At 55.7% G+C, this 16,553-nt stretch carries 14 protein-coding genes; 6 read left to right on the forward strand and 8 right to left on the reverse strand.

Annotation, left to right across the window (positions count from 1 at the left end; translation table 11 throughout):
• Position 1 precedes the first annotated feature (1 nt).
• Both K9N21_17940 and K9N21_17945 read left to right on the forward strand, forming a co-directional pair.
• On the forward strand, positions 2–802 hold the full coding sequence (locus tag K9N21_17940) for a glycosyltransferase (GenBank protein MCF8145794.1): 801 nt from the start codon (positions 2–4) through the stop codon (positions 800–802).
• A gap of 71 nt (positions 803–873) precedes the next feature.
• A complete protein-coding gene (locus tag K9N21_17945) occupies positions 874–1,578 on the forward strand; it encodes a class I SAM-dependent methyltransferase (GenBank protein MCF8145795.1) in 705 nt (234 codons plus the stop codon).
• Positions 1,579–1,727: 149 nt separating this feature from the next.
• Here K9N21_17945 and K9N21_17950 read toward each other — a convergent pair whose 3' ends face one another.
• The gene (locus K9N21_17950; GenBank protein ID MCF8145796.1) at positions 1,728–2,486 is read right to left on the reverse strand and encodes a glycosyltransferase family 2 protein; all 759 of its coding nucleotides are present in this window, start codon (positions 2,484–2,486) and stop codon (positions 1,728–1,730) included.
• Positions 2,487–2,806: 320 nt separating this feature from the next.
• Here K9N21_17950 and K9N21_17955 point away from each other — a divergent pair, with 320 nt between their 5' ends.
• The gene (locus tag K9N21_17955; protein MCF8145797.1) at positions 2,807–4,462 is read left to right on the forward strand and encodes a glycosyltransferase family 39 protein; all 1,656 of its coding nucleotides are present in this window, start codon (positions 2,807–2,809) and stop codon (positions 4,460–4,462) included.
• 82 nt (positions 4,463–4,544) lie between these two features.
• Here the strand turns inward: K9N21_17955 and K9N21_17960 are convergent, their stop codons facing one another.
• The 7 genes from K9N21_17960 to K9N21_17990 form a co-directional block, all read right to left on the reverse strand.
• Entirely contained in the window at positions 4,545–5,663 is a 1,119-nt protein-coding gene (locus K9N21_17960; protein MCF8145798.1) for a DUF481 domain-containing protein, read from the reverse strand.
• A gap of 354 nt (positions 5,664–6,017) precedes the next feature.
• Positions 6,018–6,899, reverse strand: a complete 882-nt coding sequence (locus K9N21_17965) for a branched-chain amino acid ABC transporter permease (GenBank protein ID MCF8145799.1) — start codon at positions 6,897–6,899, stop codon at positions 6,018–6,020.
• A 19-nt stretch (positions 6,900–6,918) separates the two neighbouring features.
• A complete protein-coding gene (locus tag K9N21_17970; protein MCF8145800.1) occupies positions 6,919–7,899 on the reverse strand; it encodes a branched-chain amino acid ABC transporter permease in 981 nt (326 codons plus the stop codon).
• Between the two features lie 334 nt (positions 7,900–8,233).
• Positions 8,234–10,042, reverse strand: a complete 1,809-nt coding sequence (locus K9N21_17975; GenBank protein MCF8145801.1) for an AMP-binding protein — start codon at positions 10,040–10,042, stop codon at positions 8,234–8,236.
• Entirely contained in the window at positions 10,036–10,803 is a 768-nt protein-coding gene (locus K9N21_17980) for an ABC transporter ATP-binding protein (GenBank protein ID MCF8145802.1), read from the reverse strand. The genes K9N21_17975 and K9N21_17980 overlap by 7 nt, the downstream gene beginning before the upstream one ends.
• 97 nt (positions 10,804–10,900) lie before the next feature.
• Positions 10,901–11,674: an ABC transporter ATP-binding protein gene (locus K9N21_17985; GenBank protein MCF8145803.1), complete on the reverse strand. Its 774-nt coding sequence runs from the start codon at positions 11,672–11,674 to the stop codon at positions 10,901–10,903.
• A 109-nt stretch (positions 11,675–11,783) separates the two neighbouring features.
• A complete protein-coding gene (locus K9N21_17990; GenBank protein MCF8145804.1) occupies positions 11,784–12,983 on the reverse strand; it encodes an ABC transporter substrate-binding protein in 1,200 nt (399 codons plus the stop codon).
• Positions 12,984–13,572: 589 nt separating this feature from the next.
• Here K9N21_17990 and K9N21_17995 point away from each other — a divergent pair.
• From K9N21_17995 to K9N21_18005, 3 genes are all read left to right on the forward strand, one after another.
• Positions 13,573–14,679, forward strand: coding sequence for a beta-lactamase family protein (locus K9N21_17995; GenBank protein MCF8145805.1), 1,107 nt, complete (start codon positions 13,573–13,575; stop codon positions 14,677–14,679).
• Positions 14,680–14,838: 159 nt separating this feature from the next.
• A complete protein-coding gene (locus tag K9N21_18000) occupies positions 14,839–15,360 on the forward strand; it encodes a hypothetical protein (GenBank protein MCF8145806.1) in 522 nt (173 codons plus the stop codon).
• 34 nt (positions 15,361–15,394) lie between these two features.
• The gene (locus K9N21_18005; GenBank protein MCF8145807.1) at positions 15,395–16,177 is read left to right on the forward strand and encodes an enoyl-CoA hydratase/isomerase family protein; all 783 of its coding nucleotides are present in this window, start codon (positions 15,395–15,397) and stop codon (positions 16,175–16,177) included.
• Positions 16,178–16,553: the final 376 nt, after the last annotated feature.

Genomic DNA, 16,553 nt, shown 5'->3' on the forward strand with positions numbered 1-16,553 from the left:
TATGGTCAGTGTCATCATCAGTTTTTACGAAAGACTCCAACACCTGAGGTGTTGTCTGGACGCATTATCATTGTGCTCGAGTGCCTTTGATGAAGTCATCGTCACGGACGACGGCTCCTGCCATGAGACAGTGGATAAGGTCAGGGAATGTATTGCCGGGTATGGGTTTTCAATACGTCATGTGTGGCAGCCGAATAGAGGATTCAGGGTGGCGGCAGCCCGCAACAACGGCATCCGGCATGCACGGGGAGACTACCTGATTTTTCTTGATTGTGATTTCGTCGTTCTCCCGGACACCCTCAACGCCCATTTGAAAGCGGCGAAGCCCGGTCGGTTTATCGCAGGGGGGTACATCAATCTCGATGAAGGAATCACCTCCCGATTACTGGGTTCCGCACTCTCCAGGGATGTATTGCTGGACATCGACCGACAACTCCCAAAAAGAGAGGTCGTAAAGACGCATCGAAGATTTATCAAACGGACCCTCCTGATGCGATTGCGCCTGGCAAGCCCGAGGAAACAGAGCATGGGGGGCCACTACTCCATCCACCGTAAAGACATGGAGCGTGTCAACGGGTATGATGAAAACTTTGAGGGGTGGGGAGGCGAAGATGAGGATTTAGGGATTCGCCTGGTCACGGCGGGGATCTATTGCCGGTCAGCCATCCGTTATGCCCGGGTCCTGCACCTTTACCACCCGAGGGAATTGGGCGATAAACACTGGAGGGAAGGCCCTAATATAGACTATTTCAAGAGAAAGGAAGTCCCTTATTTTTGTGAACAGGGACTGAAAAGATCCTGATCGCGGGAAACCCCCGAAATCGAGGAGATCCGACCCTTTATGCAGATGCTGCGTGAATATGGGAGGAATCCATGAAATTTTTCCGCCGAATGTACCGAAAGGGATGCGCGTGCTACTATTTTTACGAAATGCTCAGGGACACCCGCTCCCTGAAAACCGAAATTTCGTTGTTTCGCGATCCCGGCAGGCACGCGCAGGCAAAGCAGCAGGAGCTGTTGCCGTATTATGAGCGATATATCTCTGAGGTTTCTCGCGATTACATGGCCATTTCCCTTGAACTGTCTTCCTTGCTTGCGGTGTTCTGCGATGTCAACCGGCCTGTCACGATTGCAGATCTGGGAACCGGGTTCAGCTCTTTCGTGTTACGCCGGTATGCCCGGGAAGCCGGTCCGAATGCCTGCGTATGGTCTGTGGATGATTCCACTGAATGGCTGGGGAAGACACTGGAGTTTCTGAACCGGCACGGTTTGGATCATGAAAACGTCCTGACGTGGGACGATTTTGTGGCACAAGGCCACGGCGGGTTTGACCTGATCCTCCATGACCTCGGATCCATGGAAACAAGGGCAAAAACCCTTCCCTATGTATTGAGCCTCGCCAATCCAGGGGGATGGGTGATCCTGGACGACGTCCATATCACCGAATATGCGCCGATCGCCAAGAAAACCGTTAGGGAATCAGGCCTCGATCTTTACTCCCTCCGTGGATTTACAAGGGATAAGTTCGGAAGATTTGCAAGCCTTGCCGTCCGGCAGGACAATGCCACAAGTGGTTGATTTAAGAGCGAAAGGATTACAGTGTAGCAGGGAGCGGGGGGCAGGGGGCAAAGATGTCTCACACAGAGGCACAGAGGCACAGAGATGAAATTATTTTTCAAGCAGCCCCTTTCGGGGCGTCGGATGCCGGGTCTTCTGAACCCGGATATTTACCTTATCCTTAATTCCCATGCCTTGGCGTGTTTGAGAAAGACGTACCATGCAGAATTGACGGCAATGATAAACCCGGGGAGGCCGTCGAGAAACCCTAATTTCCACAGATAGCATTCCAGAAATTTGCCCGCCAGATGCGCCGCGCCCGTCAAAATGAAGAGGCTGCCTGCAGGGCCGTGCTGCTGGGCATAGATATTGGAAAAGCTGTTTATGGTATCCACCTGATCGCTGATGGAGCGATAGACATAATGAAAGATCGGCTCTGACAGGGCGGCCACCTTCCCATCGACGTCGAGCCTGTCATGGGGATCGATGCCGCCCCAGGCTGCCTTTCCCCTTCGGACCAGACGTACCTTGCGGTCCGGATACCACCCGCCGTGCCTGATCCATCTTCCCAGGTATCTGGACAATCTGGGCATTGAAAAGCCGCATATGTCCAAGGCCGCATTATTCAGGCGGTATTGAATCTCTTCAGCAAGGCCGTCCGATATCTCCTCATCGGCATCGAGGCACAGGATCCACTCCGATGTCGCCTGCGCCATTGCAAATTGCTTCTGGGCGACATAACCCGCCCATCGGTGGTGGATGACCCTGGCGCCATGGGCTTCACAGACAGCCTCTGTATCGTCGCTGCTTCCTGAATCCACCACCACGATCTCGTCCGCAAACCCCACGCTTGTCAGCAGGCGAGCGATCCGATCCGCCTCATTCTTGGCTATAACAGCCACGCTGATGGTGGGTTTCTCCGCGGTCATATACAAATACTCATCCATAGGGTTGTGAGTCTGTATGTTTATACCGACTTGTCGACGCCGGGTCAATCAAAAGCCTCGGTCCTTTGGTTTGAAACGGCTTGATTTTCATCGGGTTTCCCATATAATACGACCCCATACCCTTTCTGTAGCTTGCAGGGGAGTCTGTGCGACCTATTGGCGCACTTGTGAACATCCAGTAAGAGAACCTTTGTGTCTCTACTGGCTTTGTGTGAGAATGGTTTTGTGTGCGGCCGGTAGGCCGCCATAGGGGGAACAGACCTATCGCAATAAAAGATATTGCATCGGCTTTCGTGGAAGGGATGCTTCAGCGACATGACGTACTCCTCATATTTGTCCTGGGGGTTCTTCTTTTGATGCCCTGTATCTGGTGTGAAACCAGCATCACCGGTCAGGACGAATACTGGCTCTCCTTTCGAACACCCATGGAGACACTGGAGCGCGGCGACTGGTTCACCCCGTGGGTGAACGGGGAGCCCCGTCTCAAGAAGCCCCCGCTCCTTTACTGGGCCATGCTGTTGAGCTATAAGGTCTTCGGCATCAGCCTTTTTGCGGCCCGCATCTGGGGGGTGCTCGCAGGGGCGGGTCTGGCCGCCTGTTCCGCCCTTCTGTACCGGGAGCTGTTCAAGCGGAGCGGGATCCTGGCAGGCCTGATCACCCTGGGCACCATTTCCGTTGCCATTGAGGGCCGCAGGGCCATGCTGGATCTCCCCCTGGCCTTTTTTACGGCCCTGGCCGTCTACTTTGCCGTCCGATGGGGCAGATCGGGCCGCCCGGCCTGGATACTGTGGGCGGCCTTTTCATTGGGCCTCTCTTTTCTGGTAAAAGGACCGGTCGGAATCATCCTTTTCGCCGTGGCCGCTGCCGGTGCAATAATCGTTTTCAGGAGGTGGCACTTTCTTGCGTCAAACTGGCGTCACGTCCTGTGGGCATGCCTCCTCCTTGTGGCGGTCTCTCTCCCCTGGCCCATCGTCATGGCCTGGCTGTGGCCCGATTTCCTCAAGATCATTGACGGCGAGGTCGCTGCCAGGGGGATCGGGACCGTGCATGTGAAGTCCCCCTTTTCCACCTTGGGCGGGGCGTTCGGCCTTGTTTTCCCCTGGTCTCTGATATTGCTTGCCGCATTGATCCGGTCCATCTACCCGGCAGGAAACGATTCGGCCCGAAAAGATCTCTGGCTTTTCACCTGGTTTTTCGGGTGCGTCATCCCTTTTTTCTTCATCAGGTCCTTTGCCCGTTATATGACGCCGCTGATTCCCGCGGCAGCCGTCCTCTGCGCTTATTGGCTGGAACAGGTGAAAGGCCCCTGGAAAACCCGGCTGCTGGGCATATCCGTGTCATTAATGGCCATGGTGGCGGTTCCCTTCAGCATCTTTTTCATATGGTTCGAACGCGGGGTTCCGACGGCGGTGATGGCCTTGGCCGTGGTGGGCCTGATGCTGTGGCTCACCTTTACAAAAAGAGATGTTCAAATGGTGGCAGGTTCTGTAGCCGTCCTCTTCTGTCTTATTATGGGCGGTCTCTATCCGTCCCTGGGGGTGAACGCGCTGCCTGAAGACCTCGATGAAATCATCGGTTCAAGACCGGTCGCCGCATACAACAGCTCACAGCCCTCCATGCTCTCCATCCGTATGAAAAAAAGCGCAATACGGATCCAGTCATGGGTCGAGGAGGATCAAAACAGGCTGAAGCACCTGGACGGGTTTGTCTTTGTGAGGGAGGCCGACGCCCGGGAATTCGAGGCCCTGGCTGGGAAGCTGGAAATCGATGCGGTCATGGCAGGCCGGTTCAGGACCTTTTACTCCCGCCAGGCATGGATTCGATTCGCCCGGGAGGACGCTACGGCTGCAGACTGGAAAGAGGCCGTGGCCCGGCACTCCCTGGAGGCCCTTAAACCCGCAATCCGGTACTATCGGGTAAGGCCTGGTGGGGGGAAGAAGCTCGAAGCTCGAAGCTGAAAGCTCAAAGCTGAAAGCTCAAAGGGGAAAGTCACCATCCCCAATCCCTCATTCCCTCAATCCCCCAATTTCCCAATTCTTTTTAAAACGCCCATCCCAGGCCGAAGTTCCAGGACTGGTCGTAATTGGTTTTTCCGTCCGCCGGCTGGTTGTCATAGTCATAATTGAATTGAAAAGAGGCAAAAAGCTTCAGGACCATCGGGATGCGAATCCCGGTACGGGTGCGGGCCACCCAGTTTTCGCTGTCCTGAAAACTGTATAAAATATCATCATGGTGATAAATCTGGAAGAACTTGTCAAAGAACCACATATCAAAATCAAGGGCCCAGTAGCCGGCAAAATAGTCCCGCTGCGTTTCGTTATTCAAAAATCGCATGGGCCTGCTGTACTTTTCATATGCATAGGCGGGTCCCAATTTGGCGGAGAGATTTTTCATTTCCGATCTCCAGAACTGGTAGCCGGCCCCTGCCGCAACATTGGCAAGAAGGTCCAAATCCTTGAATTTGTCGGTCTGGGCCGTGGCGTTGCCGAATACAAACCACTTCTTGTCGAGAAAACGACTGTAGGTAGCCGAACCCAGGGCATTGTCCTTGCTGAGCTTGTCGTTGCTCCATTCCTTGTGGAATTCCCCGTAGAGTTTAATCTCATGAGGCAGTTTGGAAACCATCAGGTTCCCCATCAGACTGTACTTTTCAGTATTGGTATTCCCGGTTTCCTTGCCGGCCCCGGCCGAGATGTTGCCGGTGAATTCCCACCCGGCCGGCGGCTTGGGCTGTTCCAGACTCTTGACCTGGGCCGTGGAGACAGGGACCGGAGGGCTGCCGTCGGCCGGCTCCAGGATCAGGACGTTATCCTCTCCTGCTTTAATTTTGCCGATGAGTGTCTCTTCGTTTCGCAGATAGGCCTCCAGCGACGTTTCTGTGGTAAGGCTTTTCACCTCTTCCCATTTGATGGTGATCTTTCCTGCATAGGAGGTCTTGAACACCAGCTTGCCTAAAGACATGGAAACCACGCTCCCCTGGAGACGGTCGCCGTTTTTCATCATCAGTTCATCTGCGCCGGCCATGCCCACAAACAAGAAGAACAGAAGACCGGCGGACACCACTGACACGCTGCCTCTTATGCGTTTCCGGATTCGTCTTGGCCATACCTCTCTTTTACCGCTTACGTTCTGGTTGAATCGAATGTGACCGCTGTCCATTATCCCCTCTCCCCTTTCTGCAGGGATGTCCTCCAACAAAATCAGCGGAGGCCCCTTGTATTTCCATGCCGGACACGCCTGGGACAAAAAAAAATGGCCTTTGGCAAAGGCGCCCAATGATTGGTATATCTATTTTTTGTTGTTATCCGCCTTACAGCGTTATGGTTTGCAGGACAACCCAGACGTTCTCCAAAATTACTTCCCCGGTGCGCACAGGAAGTCGTCCATCGGGCCTTGCGTCAGGGGACTATAGGCAAAGGAAAAGAGCGTGTCAACCCGCAACCGAAATATTCCGGGAGAAGATCCCTTTGACCCTTAGGCCACAGAAGGGACGGATGACGAGGGAGTGATTCTCTACACTCGTTCCTTGAATTCGGTGCCCAAGAGGCCTTCCGGCCGGATCAGCAGGACCAGAATGATAATGAGGAAGGCCAGGGTGTTCTTGAACGCCACGGAGATGAAGCCCCCTGCCAGGCTTTCTGCCACACCGATGATCAGACCCCCCACAATGGCCCCGGGGAGACTGTTGAGGCCCCCTAAGATGGCTGCGGCAAATCCTTTGAGGAAGGGCTCCAGCATAAAGAAAGGATCGAGGAGCAGGGATGGCGCCAGAAAGAGTCCGGCCAGGACCCCCAGAGATGCGGCCAGGCCCCAGCTCAGGGCGAGGATCCTGCGAGTGGGGATACCCATGGTCTGGGCCGCAGGAAGGTTTTCAGAAGTGGCCCGCATGGCCAGTCCCAGCCGAGTCTTCTGGACCAGAAGAAACAGGAGGAGGCTTGCGGCCAGACCGATGCCCAGGGTGCCCAGGCTCAATTGGCTGATCACAATGCCGCCCACCCGGTAGATCTTTGTGTCTGAGAGGGGAAAGGGAAATGCCTGGGTTTCCGTACCCCCAAAGTAGGAAACCAGCCCCTGGATGATCAGTCCCAGTCCCAGGGTCAGGATGATCTGGCCCAGCTGGGTGGCCTCGCGGCGCTGGGCCGGCACCAGGACGCAGAAATAAAAGGCCATGGCCAGGCCTGCCCCGGAGAGGATGGCCAGGGGGAAGGCGATGCCGTAGGGCAGATTGAATCCCAGGAACATGAAGGCAACAAAGGTGCCGGCGGTTGTCATATCGCCGTGGGCAAAATTGAGGATGCGCGTGGAGCGGTAGATCAGGGCCAGTCCCAGTGCCACCAGGGCGTAGATGGCGCCTGTGGAGAGACCTGAAACCGCATATTGAAGAAACTGGGTCATGGGATGTGCTCCTCTGCTCTTAGCGGAATGGCCAGTTCCTGAAATACAGCCGCATCTTGAACCATCTGCCATACAGCCCCATCGGCTCGAAAATCAGGACGATGAGTATGGTGACGCCGTAGACGACCGGGACCATCTCCTTGTAGGCGCTGAAGAATTGGGGTACCAGGATCACGAATGCGGCCCCCATGATGGATCCTTCCACAGAGGCCAGACCCCCGATGATCACGGCCACAAACAGGGTGATAGATTCCATGAAGGTGAACATGTTGGGTTCCAGATATCCCAGGAAAAGACCGTACAGCCCCCCCTGGACCCCGGTATAAAAGGAGCTGACCGCAAAGGACAACAGCTTGTAACGGGTGAGGCTCACCCCGATCACCTCGGCGGCAATATCATTGTCCCTGATGGCAATAAAGGCGCGGCCGATGTAGGACGACACGATGTTGTAGCTTAACAGGGTGAAGACAAGGGCGATCACAAAATTGAAGTAGTAGTTGAAGGCGATATCCGAGAGACCGAACACAGGGGTAAGCTTGTTCACAATAATGCCCATCCGGCCGCCTGAAAGCAGCTCTGAATTGACAAAGACCTGGTAGACCGCGATGCCGAATCCCATGGTGGCAATGGCCAGATAAGGGCCTTTGAGCCTCAGCGAGGGAAAGCCCACCAGTATCCCGAACACCCCTGCTGTCAGGCCTGCGGCGAAAAGCCCTATGGGCCAGGGGACTCCCATCAGGTTGAGGTGACCGAAGGTAAAGGCCCCGATACAGAGAAATCCAGCCTGCCCGAAAGAAATCTGACCCGTATACCCGATGAGGAGGTTCTGTCCCTGGACACCGATGGCGTAGATGAAGATAATGGTGGTGATGTAGGTGACATGCTCCGGGACGAACCAGGGGAGAAAGAGGAGACAAAGGACAAAAAGCCCCACCCAGACACGGGTCCATGTCTTTCGGATGAGCTGGAGTTCTTCCCGGTAACTTTCGATCAGGTCCATGTGATGTAAACCAATTTAGGGATTGCGAATTTAGGGATTGAGGAATTCCCAAATCCCTGAATTCCAGAATTCCTGAATACCTTTGGTTGGGTACTGGGTATTGGGCGCACCTTTTGCTCGTTGCTGGATGCCGTTACTAATTACTCGTTGCCGTTCACTGCTTATTGCCTACTGTTTACTGCTTACTCGTAGCGATTCCTGCTTGCCCGTTTTTGGGGTTTATTGAATCCGTCCGGTTTTTGCTGACCTCTGACTTCCGACTTCCGACTTCCGACTTCCGACCTCTGCTCCCTGCCCCCTGCTCCCTGCTCCCTGCTTGCCTTGTGCCTTGCGCCTACTTCCCGTACATCTTATTTATCAGATCCTTGTAACGTTCTTCCAGGAAACGTCGTTTGACCTTCTTGGTGGGCGTGACGTCGCCGTCCTCTTCGTAAAACCGCCGGGGGAGGAGTTCAAACTTCTTGATGGTCTCCACCTTGGAGAGGGTTTTGTTGACTTTCTGAACTTCGCCCTCAATCAACTTTCGTATCTCCGGGTTCTGGGTCAGGTCGGCAAAGGTAGTAAATGGGACCCGGTTGTCCTGGGCATACTTGGTCACGTTGTCTTCGTCAATCAGGATGAGGGCGGTCAGATATTTGCGGCCGTCTCCGATGACCACCGCGTCCTGGATGTACTGGCCGAATTTCAGCTTGTTCTCTATGAAGGCGGGAGTGATGTTTTTGCCGCCGCCGGTGATAATAATGTCCTTTTTGCGGTCCAGTATCTTGAGAAAACCGTCTTCCATGACCCCCACATCCCCTGTGTGGAGCCATCCGTCAATAACGGTCTCGGCCGTTAGTTCGGGGTTCTTGAAATATCCCTTGAAGACGCCTTCCCCCCGGCACAGGATCTCGCCGTCTTCTGCAATCCGGACCTCCACCCCCGGGAGCGGTTCTCCCACATATCCCCAGCGGGGCCGGTCGATCCTCTGGACCGCGATCACCCCGGTGGATTCGGTCTGGCCATACCCCTCCCGCAGCGGTACGCCGAGGGCATTGAAGTACTGAAAAAGATCCGGAGAGGCGGGAGCGGCCGCACATACTGCCCAGCGGACCCGCTCCAGGCCCATCTGTCGCTTGAGATGATAGAGGACCAGCCAGTAAAAGGGCCAGTACACAAGGGAGCGGAGGAACCGTTCCCCTTTCCCCTGTGCCGCGGACCGGACATAGGCCAGGCCGGCCCCGACCCCGAGGCGATAACACGCCCGTTTCACCAATGTGGAGTCGGACATCCGGATCTCCACCATGGAGGCGAACTTTTCCCAGATCCGGGGGACGCTGGCAAAGACCGTTGGGGAGACCTCCCGAAGATTCTGGGGGAGGGTGTCCATGCTCTCCACAAAATTGACCGTGGCCCCGGCCCGTATGGCCTGGAACAGGGAGATGAGGTTCTCATAGATATGGGCCAGGGGGAGGTAGGAGAGGAGTTCATCCGTAGGGTACATCGGGGTGGCTTCCGTGAAAGATTCGGTGATGCTCAGGATGTTTTGATGGGTGATCATGGCCCCCTTGGGCCGGCCCGTGGTCCCGGAGGTATAGATCATCATGGCGGTATCGTGGGGATGGATCCCCTCCATGCGACGGAAGACGGCATCGGGGCGGGCGGCCAGATAGGCGGCGCCTGTTTTCAGAAATTCATCAAAAAAGAGAATCGCCTCGTGGGCAAATCCCCAGAGGCCTTTGGGGTCCCAGACCACGATCTGTTTCACGGAGAGGTCCGGGAGGATCTGGAGGACCTTGTCCACCTGCTCCTCGTTTTCAACAAAGAGGATCTTTGATTCCGAATGGCCCACCACATAGTTGACCTGATCCGGAGCGGACGTGGAGTAGACCCCGCAGGTTACGCATCCGATGGCCATGGCGGCCAGGTGACAGAAGAGCCACTCAGGCCGGTTGTCCCCCAGGATGGCCACCCGTTCTCCGGGCTGGATATCCAGCGCGAGCATGGCCGCTCCTGTCTCCAGGACCTTTTCCCCATATTCCTTCCATGAGATCCGGTTCCAGATGCCGTGTTCTTTCCGCCGGAGGGCCACACGGTCCTTACGGGCGGATACCTGCTCGAAAAAGAGTGCCGGGAAGTTTGCAGGCGGGTTCGCCACTACCAGGTCCTCCTTTTCTTGTAGAGACGCCACCCCTTGGGCGAAGCGGTCTCCCCGCCGATGCCGAGGTAAAGTTCCTGCACATCCTCGTTTTGTTTCAGCTCGGTTGCGCTTCCTTCCAGCACGATCCTCCCCGATTCCATGATATACCCGAAGGTGGCGATGCTGAGGGCCATTTTGGCGTTCTGTTCCACCAGCAGGAGGGTGGTCTCTTTTTGGCTGATCTGGGACAGGGCGTCATATACATGCCGGGAGACCTTGGGGGCGAGGCCCAGGGAGGGCTCATCCAGCATCAGGAGCCTGGGACGGCGAAGCATGGCCCTGGCCACCGCGAGCATCTGCTGCTCTCCGCCGGAAAGGGTTTCGGCCTGCTGATGGGCCCGGGACTTCAGTATGGGAAAAAGCCCGAACACAAAGGCCATGTCCTCCTGGATTCCCTTGTCTTTTCTCCCCCAGCAGCCCAGATCCAGGTTTTCACTGACCGTCAATTCCCGGAAAAGACCCCTGTCTTCAGGGACGTACACGATGCCGAGGGCCGCGATCCGTTCAGGGGCCAGGCGGTGTATCCGCTTTCCGGCAAATTCAATGCTCCCCTTCTTGGGCTGATCCTTCAACAGCCCTGCAATGGTCTTGAGCAGGGTGGTTTTTCCTGCCCCGTTCGGCCCCAGCACGGCAAATATCTCCCGCTCCTTCACCTCCAGGGAGAGTCCGTGCAGGGCATATATCCGATCGTAATAAAGGGTCTCGATGCTCTGGATCTTCAACAACGGGGCCATGGGGTCTCTTTCAATATAAGCTTCAAATGGTTATCCTGGCTTTCCACTGTCAAGGCGCCGGTCTCCGGTAATCATCAATCGACAATCGTCAATGATCCATCTTGTGGTCCGCCTCATCCCCCAGGTAGGCCCTGATCACCTCCGGGGTCTTTTGAACCGCTTCCGGACTCCCCTCGGCGATCTTCTGACCGAAATCGAGGGCCACCATCCGGTCCGCAAGTTTCGATGCGATTCTGAGATCGTGCTCCACCAGAAGTATGGCGGTCTCGTATCTGCCGCGGATCTCAGTGATCCGGTAGGCCGTCTCCTCCTTTTCTTCGGAGGTGAGACCGGCGATCGGTTCATCCAAGAGGAGCAGTTTCGGCTCCGTTGCCAGGGCGCGTCCCACCTCGACCCGCTTCTGGACCCCGTAGGGACAATCCGAGACCCGGGCCTGCCGATAGGCCTGAAGATCCAGAAACTCGATGATCTCTTCCACAACCTCCCTGTGGCGGAGTTCCTCTTTTCGCAACCGCAGAAAGGCATTGAATGGATTTTTATGAAATTTGATATGCCGTCCCAGGAGGAGATTGTCCAGCACGGTCATGTGGAGGAACAGGCGGAGATTCTGAAAGGTCCGGGCCACCCCCCTCCGGGCGATGAAATCCGGCGAGAGTCCGATGAGCCGTTTCCCCTGAAACAGGATGTCGCCGCTATTGGGATGGTAAACACCGGACACGCAGTTGAAAAGGGTGGTTTTTCCGGAACCGTTGGGACCGATGATGGTCAGGATCTCCTTCTCTTCCATACCCAGGTCGAAATTCATCAGGGCCTGAATGCCGCCGAAGCTGATGGAGAGACCGCTGATTTCCAATAATGCCATAGGATGCCTTGGAATCCTTGATCGCCTGCACCGTGTTCAAGGCAGGGAGAGGGATGCGTGGCCCGCTCCCTGCCGAACCATATTACAGTCTCAACGTAATAAGACGGTATTAGAAGTGGGATGGATGGATGGTGAACTGCTCGAGGGGCACATGTTTCCCCTTTTCAGCCCGGCCCATGCGCGAGGCATTGTTGCCGTGCCGCCTCTCCGGGCTGTAGGTCACCGGCGCGCCGATGCCTTCGGGTTTCCAGTCCTTGATTTTTTCCATTCCCTGGATCATGGTCTCTGGGGTCAGATCACGACCGGCGTTTTTCAGCCCTTCCACCAGGTGCATCATGGACATGGCGCCGAACAGGGCCAGGTATTCCTTCCCCTCCAGCTTGGGATTGTACTTCTTGAGGATTTCAACTACCCGGTCTGCCGCGGGCTCGGAGCCGGGAACCCCTGAATTGCCGGGGAGGGCGATGTAGGTCCCTTCCCAGGCGTCGCCGGCGATCTTGTACATGATGGGATCGCCCAGGGTAAAGGTGGTCAGGGCCTGAGGCCGATAGTCGGCCTTGGCCATCTCCTTCAATATGAGGGCCCCGTGACTGGGGGTTGCATAGATGATGACCGCTTCAGCCCCCGACTCCTTGAGCTTGAGGGCATGGGTCCCGAGGGATCTTTCCGTCACTTCATAGGGAACCGCGGCCACCAGCTCTGCCTTGCCCTGGGTTGCGGCCAAGGCGTTTTTGACACCGACCATGGCCATCTTTCCATAATCGTCATTCTGGTAAAAGAGGCCGATCTTCTTTGCGTTGAGGGTGTTGGCGGCGTAATTTGTGATGTAAATGGCCTCATCCTCATAGTCCGGATAGGCGATAAAGATATAGCGCAACTGGTCCTTGGGCATTCGAGCCCAGATGCGGATGTCGCCGTAAGCGGTGATCAGCGGGATCTTGTTCTCAGGGAAAAAGTTTTTGGCTGCGTGCAGTACCGCTGTTCCCAGCAGACCGCAGACAGCAAAGACCTTCCCCTTCATCTGCTGCAGGTTGACCATGGCGCGGGTGGGATTATAGCCGTCGTCCATCACGTCCACCTTGATCTTCCGACCGTGAATGCCGCCCTGGTCATTGATGTAATCGGCCCATGCCTTCGCGCCCAAGCCGGTAACGCCCCAAAGGGCGGCCGGTCCGGAGAGGGGGGTGGTCCAACCGACCACTACCTCGGTGTCTGTCACGCCGGGGACCGCTTCTTTTGCAAACAATGTTGAGGGAATGATTAAGATGAGCGCCAGCAGGATTCCAATCCAAAGTCTTCCTTTTCCCATGTCGACCTCCTTATTGATGGTAAGGGTTTGGTAGATCAGGGGCACACGGTACCCCGAAATCAAAACATGAGACATCATATAATGACCCTGACAGAGGATGGATGAGCGTTTACTCCCGTCAGGATTTATGTTAGCGTTCGAATGGACTCTTGAATCGGAATTGAAAAGAAATTTTAATGTGAACGTATACCCGATTCCGGCTGAATGGTCAACTAATTTTTTCCAATTCGACCGGCCGGCCGGAGAAGTACCCAAAAGTTCACAACCAGGAAAATGACTCACACAAAGACACGGAGACACAAAGAGATAAAAAATTAACTTCCTTGTTTTTGTGAAAGAAGATTCAGGAAATGAGGCCTTGACGCCGTATGGCCGCAACAATCCGTGATGCCTTCTGCAAACGGCTCACAAACCCATCCTGCCATGGTCGTGGATTGCCCTGTTTATGATTGTGTGCACAAAGATTCCATAGGGCAGGCAGGGTGGGAGAGACACAAAAATTTGCCTTTTGTGAAAAAACTATTCTTCGTTTCCTTCGTTTTCTTCTGTAAAACGACGGCAACCGGTAATGATCACCCGGACTCAACAGATGAAACATGAGACCATGTCGGGCATAGAGACCCTCCTTGAAAAGGGGAGGGAAGAAGGGATTTACCCGGGGGCCGTCCTTCTGGCGGCCTCACAAGGTGTGATCCGCATTTTTCTCGCGGTCGGGAAGCGGGCCCTCGCCCCCCGTTCTCTTCCGATGGAAAAGGAGACCCTGTTCGACCTGGCCTCCCTGACCAAGCCTTTGGCCACGACCATGGCCATGATGAAACTGGTGAATGACGGCAGGATCGGGCTGGATACCCCCCTTCAGGCACTTCTCCCCTGTACCCTGCCGGATGACAAGAGGGGAATCACTCCACGCCTCCTGTTGAGCCATGCCGCCGGGTTTGTCGACTGGATGCCCTTTTATCTCGAACTGGATCGTGCGGCCCCGAAAGATAGAAAGGCGATATCGAGAAACCGGCTGCTGACCCTCCCCCTTGTATCTCCGCCGGGTAGACGGTCGCTTTACAGCGACCTGGGATTCATGCTGCTGGAGTGGGTGATCGAGGCGACTGCCGGCCTGGATCTCCCCCGGTTTCTGAATCAGGAGTTCTATACCCCTCTTGCCCTCGAGCACACCGGCTTTTTCAGCGCCGGGCCTCCCAGCCGGTTCACTCAGGATGGGTTTGCGGCCACAGAAGCGTGTCCCTGGCGAAAGCGGATCATTCAAGGGGCCGTCCACGACGAAAACGCCTGTGCCCTCGGCGGGTATTCGGGCCATGCAGGGCTCTTCGGCACAGCAGAAGAGGTGTATCGGCTTGCGAATCTCCTGAGAGAGCGCTGGCGGGGGGAGGGGGATGACTATCTCGGACCCGGGACCGTGAGGACATTTTTCACCCGGCAGGATATTGTCAAAGGGAGTACGTGGGCCCTGGGATGGGACACCCCGTCTGCTGAGGCTTCAAGCGCGGGAAGGCATTTTTCACCCTTCAGCGTGGGGCATCTTGGATTTACCGGTACGTCCCTCTGGATGGACCTGGAGCAGGATGTTATTGTTATTCTGCTGACCAATCGGATACATCCGACGCGAAAAAACCAAAAGATCCGGGCCTTCCGCCCTCTGCTGCACGATCGGGTGATGGAGGCGTTCGGGCTGATCCAATAGGGCGTGTTGTGGGAAGAGCGGGTCGTCATGGAGTTAAACGCGGCTGCATTTGCGGTTCATGGGTTCCTCATCAAACAAAATCCGCATCCCGCGGATTTTGCTTTTGCGCCTGTTTGCGGCTATACTGGATAAAGGAAGATCAAGGAGGTAAATTATCCTATGGGAGAGATCCGGAGCACTTTGGACATCATCATGGAAAAGGCCAAAGAGGTGGAGGTGACGGACGAAGACAAGGCGGCCTTTGTGAAACATGAGGTGGAAAAAAAGATAAGAGGACTTCTGCAAAAGGCCCTGGAGGGGTTTATGGACGTGGAAGGTTTTCAATCGGAGATTGAGGCCCTTGGCCCTGATCGGAATGAGATGGCTATGTCGGCTCTGAGGCGAGAATGCCTGGAACGGATGGTCCTGGAGGGGGACAACCAGGGGCTTCTGGATATCCTGTCGCGTGTTGCCCGGTTTGATCCCACGCCCGTTGAAAAACTCCTACTGACATATCAAGGGGATCTGGATGAGAAGCGTGCCGACCGGCAAGCGGCCTTGAGGGAACAGCTGAAGACCCGAGGCATATGGGGTTCCGCCCTTGTCCCGAATCTAAAGGCCGATCCGGATTGGATCAGCTACTCAGCCGAGGCCCGGGACCGGTTTCACCGGGAACTCCTCGGCCTATGCCAGGCGTCCTGAAATTATTGAATGTCTGCGGCCCAAGGAGTCTACCATGTCGGATGCACCTATTCTCTATGAAGTAAAAGGGAGCGTCGCCCAGATCACCCTGAACCGACCCGATAATCGGAACAGCATGGATGAGGAAACCCTCCCTCCCTTTTGTGATGCGGTGGAAGAGGTGGCGAAAAATAAGGACCTGAGATGCCTGATCATCACCGGAAGCGGCACGTCCTTCTGTTCGGGCGCCGATTTCAAGAGTGGCATTTTTGACAAAAAGGACCGGCTGCCCCATCAGATACTCATGGATGCCTATGGGCCGTTTCTGGCCGTTGGGGACCTTGAAATCCCAACCATCGCGGCCATGAACGGCCATGCCATCGGCGGCGGATTCGGACTGGCGCTCATCTGCGACCTGCGGATTGCCGATCGATACTCGAAGTACGGGGCCAATTTTGCCCGGCTGGGCCTCCATTCGGGGATGGCCGTCTCCTACATGCTCCCCCAGATTGTAGGGCTTCCCTTGGCCAATGAACTCCTCTTTACCGGCCGGCTTATCACCGGTGAAGCGGCCGGTGACATGGGAGTGGCCAACTATGTCCTGGAGGGAGATCAGGTCCTGAAAAAGGCCTGGGAACTGGCAGAGGAGATCACGACCTGCGCCCCAGTGGCCGTCAGAATGATCAAACGCGCCATCCGTCGCGGCATCGGGTGGGACCCTCGAAACCGGGCGGAGATCGATACCCTCTACCAGTCCCGCACCTTTGAAATGGATGATGCAAAGGAAGGCATCCGCGCACTTCTCGAAAACCGGAAACCCGTTTTCACAGGACGGTGAGGATTAACCTGGAGCAGCATGGCCGCAAGCCATAAGTTCTCTCACAAAGACGCCCCGGATCTTAATCCATAAGGCGCCGACCTCTCCGCATGGTGTCCCCCAAGGCGGCACTGCAAACAAAGATTCTAACGCGGATACCCGCAACCAATCCCGCCCAGGCGGGACTCACACAAAGCCACGAAGCCACAAAGGGGTTTTATTTTAGGGCCTTAAAATGAATTATTTTCGTTTTTCTCTGTGTCTTTGGTGCGCCAGGCTAAGCCTGGCTGATCTTGTAACCTGAAAGGAGGTTACCCTGTTAATTGCTCGTTCAGCAGGTAGCGGAGCGGGCGGCCCGCGGAGTAATCCAAAGGGTCGAAGCCCCGCCGAGCGAACG

The organism is Deltaproteobacteria bacterium, from assembly GCA_021737785.1.
Classification (GTDB): domain Bacteria; phylum Desulfobacterota; class DSM-4660; order Desulfatiglandales; family Desulfatiglandaceae; genus AUK324.